Origin of the sequence: Streptosporangium sp. G11 (assembly GCF_051192615.1) — a bacterium.
Lineage (GTDB): Bacteria > Actinomycetota > Actinomycetes > Streptosporangiales > Streptosporangiaceae > Streptosporangium.
In genome coordinates this window covers 1-11,681 of sequence record NZ_JBPJUQ010000140.1, presented here as the reverse complement: position 1 = coordinate 11,681, position 11,681 = coordinate 1, and the positions used below count along the sequence as shown (strand labels likewise).

10 protein-coding genes are annotated in these 11,681 nt (G+C 66.6%); 8 read left to right on the top strand and 2 right to left on the bottom strand.

Annotated features, from left to right (window positions below):
* Positions 1-664 precede the first annotated feature (664 nt).
* Positions 665-1,870 (bottom strand): ROK family protein, encoded by a 1,206-nt coding sequence (locus tag ACSDR0_RS47135; RefSeq protein WP_435295516.1) that lies wholly within the window; start codon positions 1,868-1,870, stop codon positions 665-667.
* A gap of 97 nt (positions 1,871-1,967) precedes the next feature.
* Here ACSDR0_RS47135 and ACSDR0_RS47130 point away from each other — a divergent pair, with 97 nt between their 5' ends.
* Genes ACSDR0_RS47130 through ACSDR0_RS47110 form a run of 5 tightly spaced genes read left to right on the top strand, consistent with a single transcriptional unit; the run spans position 1,968 to position 7,928 of the window.
* A complete protein-coding gene (locus ACSDR0_RS47130; protein WP_435295515.1) occupies positions 1,968-3,425 on the top strand; it encodes a carboxylesterase/lipase family protein in 1,458 nt (485 codons plus the stop codon).
* A gap of 12 nt (positions 3,426-3,437) precedes the next feature.
* Positions 3,438-5,111 carry an extracellular solute-binding protein gene (locus ACSDR0_RS47125; protein ID WP_435295514.1) on the top strand — a complete coding sequence of 558 codons (1,674 nt, stop codon included), beginning with the start codon at positions 3,438-3,440 and terminating at the stop codon, positions 5,109-5,111.
* A gap of 2 nt (positions 5,112-5,113) precedes the next feature.
* Positions 5,114-6,094 (top strand): ABC transporter permease, encoded by a 981-nt coding sequence (locus ACSDR0_RS47120; RefSeq protein WP_435295513.1) that lies wholly within the window; start codon positions 5,114-5,116, stop codon positions 6,092-6,094.
* On the top strand, positions 6,094-6,972 hold the full coding sequence (locus tag ACSDR0_RS47115; RefSeq protein WP_435295512.1) for a carbohydrate ABC transporter permease: 879 nt from the start codon (positions 6,094-6,096) through the stop codon (positions 6,970-6,972). Before ACSDR0_RS47120 ends, ACSDR0_RS47115 begins: the two co-directional genes overlap by 1 nt.
* A 5-nt stretch (positions 6,973-6,977) precedes the next feature.
* Positions 6,978-7,928, top strand: coding sequence for an aldo/keto reductase (locus tag ACSDR0_RS47110; RefSeq protein ID WP_435295511.1), 951 nt, complete (start codon positions 6,978-6,980; stop codon positions 7,926-7,928).
* A 50-nt stretch (positions 7,929-7,978) separates the two neighbouring features.
* On the opposite strand, the gene ACSDR0_RS47105 is transcribed toward ACSDR0_RS47110, so the two are convergent.
* The gene (locus tag ACSDR0_RS47105) at positions 7,979-8,629 is read right to left on the bottom strand and encodes a ThuA domain-containing protein (RefSeq protein WP_435295510.1); all 651 of its coding nucleotides are present in this window, start codon (positions 8,627-8,629) and stop codon (positions 7,979-7,981) included.
* Between the two features lie 51 nt (positions 8,630-8,680).
* Here ACSDR0_RS47105 and ACSDR0_RS47100 point away from each other — a divergent pair, with 51 nt between their 5' ends.
* The 3 genes from ACSDR0_RS47100 (at position 8,681) to ACSDR0_RS47090 (ending at position 11,517) form a co-directional block, all read left to right on the top strand.
* Positions 8,681-9,847 carry an ROK family protein gene (locus ACSDR0_RS47100; RefSeq protein ID WP_435295509.1) on the top strand — a complete coding sequence of 389 codons (1,167 nt, stop codon included), beginning with the start codon at positions 8,681-8,683 and terminating at the stop codon, positions 9,845-9,847.
* The gene (locus ACSDR0_RS47095) at positions 9,844-11,049 is read left to right on the top strand and encodes a multidrug effflux MFS transporter (protein WP_435295508.1); all 1,206 of its coding nucleotides are present in this window, start codon (positions 9,844-9,846) and stop codon (positions 11,047-11,049) included. The genes ACSDR0_RS47100 and ACSDR0_RS47095 overlap by 4 nt, the downstream gene beginning before the upstream one ends.
* A gap of 180 nt (positions 11,050-11,229) precedes the next feature.
* Positions 11,230-11,517 (top strand): transposase, encoded by a 288-nt coding sequence (locus tag ACSDR0_RS47090; protein WP_435295507.1) that lies wholly within the window; start codon positions 11,230-11,232, stop codon positions 11,515-11,517.
* Positions 11,518-11,681: the final 164 nt, after the last annotated feature.

Here is an 11,681-nt window from a genome sequence, read left to right as displayed (position 1 = left end):
TTGCCCGAGACCTACCACCAGGTAGGCCCCGAGGCGGGGACCGCCACTTCAAGTTCTACGAGCTACGGGACAACCTCCGGCGGTAACACCGCCAACGGTACCCGCCTGCAGATCTGGGACTGCAACACCAACGCCTGGCAACGCTGGACTCCGCCGGCTTAGTCGGCGTAACGCCCCCGGGTGGCTCCGCATCGCGCCCCATGCCACCCGGGGGATCCGCGCCCAGATCGAGTGATGCGGCTGATCATCTTCCCAGAACCTGTTAATCGGATCACGGCAGTTGAACTGGGTTAATTCTGTGTCGGCTTCTTTGTGGGTGTCTTGTGGTCCTCATTCCTAGGCGTGCCGATCCATGCGGGAGCAGGTAGATCGGGAAGGCTAGGGAAACCCACCGGGAGTAATCACCGCAGGGCGCCCCGGTTCGACCCAACATGGCACCCCGAGGGCAGTGCTCGTGGTTTTACCAGGTGTAGAACTTTCGGTAAACCGGACAGCAGGTTCTTGCGGCTGAAGCGGTCAGGGCAGAACACCGACCCAGTCGGGCACCAGGGCGTACGCCTGCCCTGGCTACAGATGGGTCAGGATGGTCGACGCGGCGAACGAACGCAGCGGCAATCGCCGGATGCGGGCCAAGGTCTTGTCTCTTCACTTGATCGAAGTTATGTCACACATTCTGGGGCCGGGTAAAGCCCGACGGATCATCCAGCAGTGGGGTGAAGGCTTCGGTCGCCGCGCCGACCAAGAGCTGGTCAGCGCCAAGTCCGGGGGTGGTCAGTGTAGGCGGCTCGCGAAGGGTGCCGAGGCCACTTGCAAAGCAGGCGGACTCCAGCCGTTCGCGGCCGATCTCGAGCAGGATTTCAAAGAAGCCGCCGAGCATGATCATCTCAGGATCGTATGCCCAGACTGCCTGGCGGAGGGCTGTAGCGAGATATTCGACCTGGCGATCAAGGAAGCTGAGCAATGCGGGCGAGGTTTCGGCGAGGACGGCGGCGCGTAGGTCGGCCACGGAGACCTGACTCAATCCGAGAGCGGCCGCCAGGTGATGGTGAGACACCATCGTGGTGAGACAACCGATATTGCCGCAGACGCAGGGCGGACCATCCGAAGCCACCAACAGGTGGCCAAGCCGGGCGGCTCCCCCGGCGGACCCCTCGATAAGTCGACCATCCACCAGTGCTGCGGCCCCTATTCCACCGGGGCCACCATACAAGGACACGACGTCTCGGCATCGTTGCGCGCGCCCCCACAAGGTCTCCGCCCGCAGCCCCACCTTCGCATCGAAAGCCACCCGTGCCCTAAGCCCCGTGTTCTCCGTCAGCAATGCGCTGAAGTCCACGTTGGCCCAGCGTAGATGCGGAGCGAACCTGACGGTGGCGCCAGTCTTGTCCACCCGGCCGGGGATCGCCGCACAGATGCCCACCACCGTCGAGTGCGGCTGCGACCGGCACAGCTCGCCCAGTGCGTCGGCCGTGATCGCAGCCGCCTCACGGGGCGTCGGAACCTGATCGGTGGGACAGAAGCGCTGGTCTATGACGCGACCTCCGAGGCCCACCAGCGCCACGCGTACACCGGTGACATCGGGGTTCACCGCAGCGGCCAGGAAGCGGTCGGTCGGCACCACCACAGGGGATGGCCGACCGACTCCTGAGCGTTCCTCGCCCACCGACTGGGTCACGATGCCGGTTTGCTCCAACTCGCCGACCAGGGTTGCGACGCCGGAACGCGATAGGCCGGTCTGGTGCGTGATCGCTGCCCGGGACACCTGTCGCTCGCGATGGACGATGCCCGCGATGGTGGCGAGGTTGTTCCGCCGTACGTCGTCGCGGCTACGACCAGCCGCCGCACTCATGGTCGTCACAAGAACGATCATAGCCATATGTTGTCGCAACCGACAAACAACCAGGTGATATCAGAACTTACGACGAGATATTTGTCATCTTTGTGAACATATGGCTACGATCTAGTCCATGGAACGAGTGCAGACCCGCCATGGAGCCATCCGAGGCCGGACCGTGTCGGTGCCAGACGGTGAGGCAGTCGCCTTCTTGGGCATCCCTTACGCGGCGAGCGGCCGCTTCCTGCCTCCGAGCGATGCCCCCTCGTGGCAGGGCGAGCGCGAATGCACCCGGTTCGGACCGGGCGCTCCCCAGCGCCCCGACCGGGCAACCGGCTTCACGATGAGCGAGCAAGGCTGCCTCAATCTCAACGTCTGGAAGCCCGCCACTCCCACTGAAGGGGCGGCCGTGCTGGTGTGGATTCACGGGGGCGCGCACCTGTACGGCTCGAACACCCACCCGCTCTGCGACGGAGCCCGGATGGCTGCCGCGCATGGCCTGGTGGTCGTGGCCATCAACTACCGGCTGGGAGCGCTCGGCTACCTGACTCTCGACCATCTGCTCGGTCCCGGCTACACCGACTCGGCCAACCTCGCGCTGCTGGATGCGATCGCCGCACTGCGCTGGGTACACGCCACCATCGACGCGTTCGGCGGTGACCCAGCCAACGTGACGGTCATGGGGCAGTCCGCGGGCGCGGCGATGGTGGCGACACTTTTGGGCATGCCGGCCACTGCCGGGCTGTTTCGACGAGCGATCGTGCAAAGCGGCAGCGGGGAACGCGCCGAGGGCCGTGCCTTCGGCGAGGAGCGCACATCCGAGCTGATATCGCTGCTCGGGCTCGACGATTCGTCCGCCGAGCGCCTGCTGGAACTTCCCGCTCGCGCGATCGTGGCGGCGCAAGAGAACGTCATCGCCCGTCGGTCCACGGGCAGCTCAACGCTCAACCTCGCCTTCCGTCCCACCATCGACGGCCGGTGGCTGAGGCAACTGCCTGTGCATGCCATCGCCAGCGGGCTGAACGCGCAGGTCGACCTGCTCACCGGCACCAACCTGCACGAGGGCAGCGGATACGTCGACGTCCGCCACGGCGCGGCCGAGACGTTCTTGCCCGACCTCGAAGCACGGCTGGCGGCCATGAACCGCCCCGGCGTGCAGCGCTATCGCGCCGCGCTGGATCAGGACACGGGGCGGTCCAGCACGGCGGCTGAAGCGCTGGAGGCGTGCATCGCCGACCAGCTGTATCGGCAGCCGACACAGCGCCTGCTTGATGCCCGAGCCGCGGCCTCCGGGGCGACCTACGGCTACCTCTTCCGCTGGGGCAGAGCTGGTCACTCTCTGGAGCTGCCCTTCATCTTCCGTCACGTCGACGACAGCGACGCGGCCCGCCTTGAGGTCGGTCCCGGACGAGCACTGCCTGTGCGTGACTTCATGAGCGCGGCATGGGCGGCCTTCGCCCGTACGGGAAAGGCCTGGGACGGCTATGAGCCACAGTCCCGCACCACCATGATCATTGATGAGCACCCCCATATCCAGCACGATCCCCGTGGCGCGTTGCGGCGACTCTTCTCGCCCGCGGGCACCCCCTAAGGAGAAAACACCATGGATGCACCGTCGCTGCCGTCCCTGTCTCGGCGAGGCTTGCTGGCCCTGGGCGCGATGACCTTCGCCGCCGCATGCAGCAGTCCGACCGGATCATCCTCCTCGGCGCCCTCGTCGGCGGCTGTTCCGCTTCCCACCTACAAGCCGCTACCGGCCGCCAAGGGTGCCAAGCTAGTGAACAGCTCGGTACCGAACATGCCGAAGATCTACACCAGCTCCCCCACCGAGTACTGGACTAGCGTTCCCCAGCCGCCGGGCCGCGGCGGGCCGGTCACCACGTTCCAGATGCTGTGGTTCGCCCCTCCCGCGCCGATCGCCGACAATCCCGTCTGGAAGAAGCTCAACGCCGAGCTGAACGTGCAGTTCACCCCGACACTGGCCAGTCCGGACAGCTACAACGACAAGCTGGCCACGGTGCTGGCGGGAGGCAAGATCCCCGATCTCCTCTTCGTCCAGGATCAGGTCGCGGTCGCCGCCCAGGCCATCGCGGCCGGTGCATTCGCCGACCTTACCGAGGTGCTGGCCGGCGACAAGGTGCTCAAGTACCCGAACCTGGCCAACCTGCCGACCTATGGGTGGAAGAATTCCAGGAAGAACGGTCGCATCTTCGGGATCCCGCACGTGGATCCGGCCATTGCCAACGGCCCCACCATCAGGACCGACCTGATGAAGGCTGCGGGCTACAGCGCGCAGCCCGCCTCCGCCGAGGAACTGCTGGCTCTGCTGAGTGACATCGCCAAGCTGAAAAAGCATCGGGGCAAGGATGTCTGGGCCATCGGCGGCCTGGGCACCTATCAGATCCAGGAGACGGTCCGGTGGATGCATGGGCTGGGCGCCGACTGGCGGCTGTCTCCCGATGGCAAACTCATCAACGCCCTGGAGACCGACGAGTTCGCCGAGGTCATCGGCTATCTCGCCAAACTATGGCAGGCAGGGGCCTTCCACCCCGACGCGTTGGCGCTCGGCTCCGACAAGCAACGTCCCAAGGTTAAGCAGTTGTGGGTCGAGGGGCATTTCGCCTTCGAGTTCGATGCCCATCCCTGGCTGGCCACGCAAGGCATGATGCAGGTCGAGGAGCATACCGAGGGCGCCGCCGTGGACTTTCTCATCTTGCCGGCCGCGACTGGCCACACCCTCAAGTCCAGGCACACACCCGGCTACTGGGGCATCGTCGCCATCTCGGCCGAAGCTGCCAAGGATCCTGCCCGGCTCGATGAACTGCTCGGCATCTGCAACTACTTCGTCGCACCCTACGGCGCTAAGGAGGAGCTCTTCCTCGGCAGCGGGATCGAGGGCTACAACTACCGCCTCGAAGGGCACGAGATCGTCGATCTGGAAGACGATCAGGCCACCACGAACCTGCAGGGCCTGCGCTGGCTCGGTCCTCGCGCGCCGCAGTACATCTCCCTGGATCGCAAGAACGCCCATCGCAAGGACGGCATGGTCAAGCAGTTGGAGCTGCTGACGCAGGCGGCCGAGACTGACCCCACCGTCGGGCTCGTCTCCCAGGTTCAGACCCGCAACGGCGCAAGGCTCGGCCAGCTTGCCGAGGACTGGCGTAACAAGATCGTCAGTGGTCGTAGCCCGCTGACCGCCATCAAGGACTGGCGGGAGGAATGGAAGCGAGCCGGTGGCGAGGACCTTCGCCAGGACCTGCAAAAGCAGCTCGGCTAGCCATGACCACCACCGGCACCGGGCGCACAACCCAACAGCCCGCGCCACCTTCTCGGCCCTCTATCGCGTCAGCGGGCCGCACGCGGAGGCTGCGGACGACGTTCAGGCGCGAGTGGTCGATGTATCTGTTCATTCTTCCGGGACTGTTGTTCTTCCTGGTGTTCGCCTACGTACCGCTGCTCGGCAACGTGGTCGCGTTCAAGGACTACTCGCCCTTTCGCGGCATCGTGGAATCACCGTGGCTGGGCGTGGAGAATTTCACCCGGATGCTCGCCGACCCCGAATTACTCGGCGCCATCACCAACACCATCCAGATCGCGCTGCTGCAGATCATCTTTGCCTTCCCCGCCCCCATCGCGCTCGCCCTGCTGCTCAACAGCCTGCTCTCGGACCGGGTGAAAAGAGTCGTCCAGTCGATCGTCTACCTGCCCCACTTCATCTCGTGGGTCATCGTTATCTCGATCTGGCAGCAGATCCTCGGCGGCGCCGGCCCGGTCGCCCACCTGTTCGCCGAGCTAGGCGTCGGCGGGGTCAACATCATGGCCAACCCCGACACCTTCAAGATCTTGGTGACATCACAGGTGATCTGGAAGGACATGGGCTGGGGAACGATCATCTTCTTCGCCGCCATCTCCGCCATCCCGCAGGAGCTGTATGAGGCGGCGGCCGTGGACGGTGCGGGCGCCGGGCGCAGGATCTGGCACGTGACCTTGCCCGGCATCGTGCCGGTGACCTCGCTGCTGCTGGTCCTCACGGTGGGCAACGTATTGACCGTCGGGTTCGAGCAGCTCCTGCTGCAACAGCCCATCGTCGGCGCGGACGCCGCACAGGTAATCGACACCTTTGTCTACTTCCGCGGCATCGCCGGCGGCGATTGGGGGTTGTCGGCGGCGGCCGGCCTGGTCAAGGGCGTGATCGGCACCATGTTGGTGCTGCTGGCCAACCGGGTGGCCAAACGTCTCGGCACTGGAGGAATCTTCTGATGGCAACGCTTCCGCCGTGGATGGAACGCCCCTCCCGCATCGTTCAAGCAGGCAAGGCCGTCCTGATCGCGGCCATCGTGCTGATCATGCTCTACCCGTTCTGCTACATGATCGCGATGAGTTTCGCGTCGAAGGAGTCCTCCACCGGCGGGTTCTGGCCAACCGCCTTCTCCCTGGACGCCTACACCTCGATCCTGGGTGGCGGCGTGGTCACCCGTGCCCTGCTGGTCAGCCTCTTCGTCACCGTGGTCGGCACCGCGCTGTCGCTGACGTTGACCAGTACCCTCGCCTACGGCCTGACCAGGATCCGCGATGTGCCCGGCGCGCGCGCCGTGCTCATCATCGTGCTGGCCACGATGTTCATCGGCGCGGGCATCATCCCGAACTTCCTGCTGGTCAAATCGCTGGGCCTGATCGATTCGCTGTGGTCGCTGATCCTTCCCGTGATGATCTCAGCCTTCAACCTCGTGGTGGTCCGGAACTTCTTCATGAACATCCCGGCGAGCCTGTACGAGGCCGCACGGATCGACGGGGCCGGCAACCTGTGGATCTTCCTGCGGGTGGTCCTGCCGCTGTCCAAGCCGGTCCTGGCCGTGATCGGCCTGTTCTACGCGGTGGGCTACTGGAACAGCTTCTTCCACGCGCTCCTCTACATCAACGACACCGCCAAATGGCCCATCCAGGTCGTGCTGAACCAATACGTCATCCAGGGTTCGCAGATCGCCAACCTGCAGGGCGGCAACGACATCGCCGTCCCGCCCGCCCAGTCCGTCCAGATGGCGGTCGTGGTCCTGGCCACGCTGCCGATCCTCCTCATCTACCCCTTCCTGCAACGCCACTTCGCCAAGGGAATGCTGACGGGAGCAATCAAGGAATGACAACAGTGCCGACAGTAGCGCTGGGACGGACCGGGCTGGCGGTGTCGCCGGTGACGCTTGGCGCTGCGGGCTGGCAGTCGCGGGTCGACGGCTCCGGCCCGAGCCCTGAGCAATCCGTGGCGCTGGCCGAGCGTTTCTTCACCGGCCAGGCCAGCCGCGTGCTCGACACCTCCAACAACTACGGTGCCGGCCAGAGCGAGCGCCGGATCGGCGCCGAGCTCCGGCGCCGGGGCGGCGTGCCGTCTGGCTTCCTCATCCAGACCAAGGCCGATCGGGATCCGATCACGGGTGACTTCTCCAGCGGCCGGATGCGGGCTTCGCTGCGAGAGAGCCTGGAGCGGCTCGAGATATCCAGTCTGCCGATGTGTTTCCTGCACGATCCGGAGAACGCCTCCTGGGAGACGATCACCGGGCGGGACGGCGCCCTGTCCGCGTTGCTCGATGCGCGCGAGGAAGGGCTCATCGGTCATCTCGGTATCTCCGGTGGCCCTGCCGCACTGCTGCGCCGCTACCTTGCGATCGGCCATTTCGAGGCCGTCATGACGCACAATCGCTGGACGCTGGTGGACCGATCGGCCGATCGGCTCCTGGACGCCGCGGCGGAGGCCGGAGTCGGCGTCTTCAATGCGGCCCCCTACGGGGGCGGGATGCTCACCCGCTGGCCGATCGAGGCCACCCGGTACGCCTACGGCGAGGCTGGGCAGCCGCTCGTAGCGGCCGCCGACCGGATCGGACGGCTGTGTCACGAGGCCGGGATTCCGCTGGCCGCAGCCGCGTTGCAATGGTCGCTGCGCGATCGCCGCATCACCTCCACAGTCGTCGGCATGGTCACCGTCGAGGATTACGACCGCACCGTCGAACTGACGGCCATCAACATCGAGGCGGGCTTGTGGGAGGAGATCGCCGCTGTCTCTCTTGAGGAGCAAACCTGGCAGGACCCGGCGGAGGCTCGATGAGGCCGCCTGCCGTCCTGGCCCCTGAAGGCGGCCAGGACGGCCCTGCGGGTTCAGGCCACCAGCCAGGCCATCGCGGCGGTCAGGATGGCTTGATGCTCTGGAGAGTCATAGGAGCGTTCATCGTGCCCGAGAGCGTCATAGACGACCCGAGCCCCCTCGTGCTCACGCGCCCACAGCAGCGGATGGTCGGCGCCCTCGTGCCGGTGGTGGGCCAGCGGCCTGATCTGCGGGGAAATCCGCAGGTAGCTGTAGCGCTCGTCCCACACCGAAAAGTCGCCGATCCGGTGCACGATCGGATGGGCGTCGGTGTTCACCAGGACGTGGGCGTGATCGTAAGGCGGATGCATGGAGCGCCCTCGAACCCAGCGTCCGCCCAAGATTTTCTCCCATTCCGGGACGGTCGGGAAGGAGGTCGCCGAGACGTGCAGCGCCAGCAGCGACCCACCACCCCGCAGGTGCGTGGCGAGCCCGGCTCGTGCCGCGCCAAGCCCAGCAGACTCCGAACCGTACGGTTGCGGGTTGCCGACGTTGACCACGAGCAGATCGACCCCGGCCAGATCCGCCATGCCGCCCTCGACATCGTCGACGACCTCCACCCGTCGACCGGCCGTGGCGGCCAGCCGCGCGATGCGCGCCGACGTGGCGGCGAAGTCGTGATACGGGTCGGCGTAGCGGCCGGCACCGGACAGGATGCGAATCATGAAACCTCCATCAGATTTGTTCTGTACTCGAACAAATGCTACGTTGCTCGCGTGCCCGGGTCGATCCGCGGTGCTGCCTCCGCCGAGTCGGCCCGCCGCGCCAACCTCTCTGTTGTGCTCCGCCTGCTGCACCGGCACGGGACTACCTCACGTGCCCGCCTCACCGAGCTGGCCGGGTACAGCCGCTCGACCATGGGTGTTCTGCTTGAGGAACTCGCCAGACTCGACCTTGTTGAAGAAGGGCAGCCGCAGGCGCAGCGCCTCAGCGGGCGCCCCTCGCTCACCCTCGCGCCGACGGACGTGTGGCTGGCAGCCTCCGTCAACGTCGACGTCGGAGGCGTCGAGGTAGCCCTGACGGGAATAGGCGGCCGAGTGGTGGCGATCGACCACGTGACCACACATCAACCTGTGACCCCATACGAGGCGGCGCACCTAGCTGGCGAGCTCATGCGTGGTCTGAGGACGGCCCAGCGGGCACCGACACGGATCGTCCAGCTCGTCGCCGTGATCCCGGGCCGGGTGCAGACCGACACCGGGGTCGTCATCCAAGCCCCCCATCTCGGCTGGCACAACGTACCCTTCGCACAGTTGCTCGGGCAGGTTGTCGGCCTGCCTGTCACGCTGGCGCACGACGGCCACGTCGGGGCGCTTGCCGAGGCGCTACGCGGCGATGTCCAAGACCTCGCCTACCTCTACGGAGGGCCAGGCGGGATCGGCGCCGGCATCATCGCCGGCGGCCGGCTCTACCTCGGTCCCGCGCACCTGGCGGGCAGGCTCGCCCACCTCTACGTCTCCGACGACGGCCCCGAATGCTACTGCGGCGGGCGTGGTTGTCTCACCTCTGTACTCTCCCATCGCGCGCTCACCCACCTGCTGGGAGTGTCCGCCGACGCCGGCAACGAGCTGCGGGAGGCCATCCTCAGCGGGGGTGCCCGCATCTCCGCAGCGCTCGACATCCTGCTCCGCGCGTTGCGCACCATCGTCGCCTGCTACGACCCCGACCTGATCGTCCTCGGCGGATCCCTCTCGCCGCTGCTTACGGTGGGTCGGCAGCAGCTGGAGGCCGGCCTCCTCCAGACCAACCTCAAGAGCGCCCGCCAGGTCGTCCGCCTCGCCAAGCCGGCTCTGGGCTCCGACCAGTTCCACATCGGCGCTTGCGACCTCGCCCTGGCCCCGTTGCTGGAGGACCCCGCCGGCTTCTGCACCCTGCCCGCATGAGGGCTCAGCATCGCCTCCCCATCGTCATCCTCGGATTCCTCCAGACGCTGAGCACGCTCACCATCGATGTCTACCTACCGGCGTTCCCACAGATCGCCGCAGAGTTCCACGCCACCCCGTCGGCGGTTCAGCTCACCTTCACCGCCGCCATGGCGGGCATGGTTACTGGCCAGCTGCTCGTCGGGCCGTGGAGCGACGGTGCGGGTCGCCGCCTGCCACTGGTGATCGTCACACTCGTCCACGTCGGAGCGTCGCTCGCCTGCGCCGTCGCCCCGTCCATCGAGGCGCTGGCCGGCGCCAGATTCGCACAAGGGTTCGCGTCCGCCTCGATCGGCGTCGTCGCTTTGGCCGTGGTCCGCGACCTGTTCGCCGGGCCGCGCATGGTGCGCATGCTCGCCTCCATGGCCCTCATCTCCGGCATGGCCATCGCCCTCGGGCCCCTGCTGGGATCGCAACTACTGCACCTGATGGACTGGCGCGGAGTCTTCCTCACCCTGGCCGCCTACGGACTCGTCCTCGGTACCATCACCTTCCTGCTCATCGGCGAGACTCTCCCGGCCCACCAACGCCACCGCGGAGGCCTCACCGAGCGGCTCCGCGGATTCGGCAAGCCCGCGACCGACCGTCCCTTCGTCGGACTCATCCTGGTGACAGGATTCGCCTGGGGCGGCATGTATGCCTACCTGTCGTCGTCGTCCTTCGTCTTCCAGACGCTCTACGGCATGACCACAACCCAATACGGCCTGGTCTTCGCCTCGCATGCGCTGCTCATGCTGCTGGGCACTCAGCTCGGCGGACGGCTGACCCACCGCCTGCGCTTGCCAGTCATCGTGGTGATCGCCACCGCAGGCCTGCTGCTCAGCACCGTGGCGATCCTGGCCAACGCATTACGAGGCGAACCGCAGCTGCTCACCTTCCTGGCGCCGCTGTGGTGCTTCACGTTCTTCCTAGGCCTCAACACTCCGTGTGTGCAGAGTCTCGCCCTGTCCCGGCATGGCTCGGCGGCGGGCTCTGCTGCTGGCATGCTCAACGCGACCCGGCAGGGGCTGGGGGCCCTCACCAGCCCCGTGTCCGGCCTCCTGGGCCTGGCTGGGCTACTCCCGCTTGCCGTGATCATGACCGTCGCCCAGGCTCTCGGGTTCGTAACCCTGTGGACCGTCGTCCGCCCGCTGCGGCTGGGCCGAGACGAGCCGCCGCGTTGAACGTATGAGCGCTGACGCGATCTTGGGGGACCTTGCGCGCATGTGCGCTCCGGGGCTCTATGGACGCCCTTCCGCCAAAGGAGACAGTGCTGCTCACCGGCAACGGTCTGGGCTTGATCCGGTTTGACGGACATCCGAGATCAGGGGCTTGTCCCCGGAAGGATGTCCATGATGGAGAGCATGGGGAAGAAGAAACCGCGCCCGCGCCGGTCGTTCACCCGCGAGTTCAAGGCCGAGATCGTTGAGTTGTGCCGGCGAGGTGACCGTTCGGTCGGCCAGGTGGCGGCAGACTTCGATCTGACCGAGACCGCGGTCCGCGCCTGGATCCGCCAGGCCGAGGTCGACAACGGCGACCGAGACGGGCTGACCAGCGGCGAACGCGAGGAGTTGGCCGCGCTGCGGCGCGAGAACCGCCGGTTGCGCGAGGACGTCGACATCCTCAAGCGGGCCGCGGTTTTCTTCGCGTAAATATCATGGGTGGCGTCCCGGCGGGTTCGCTCGTTTTTTCGCTGCCCCGGCATGTTGCGGTGGCTTGTCCTGATGTGCGGCCCGCCAGGAACCGGCCGCCCGGTGTGGCTTGACAGGAGCGTGCACCGGCTCGATTCAGGCGTGCCCGCCGGAGCGGCCCGGAC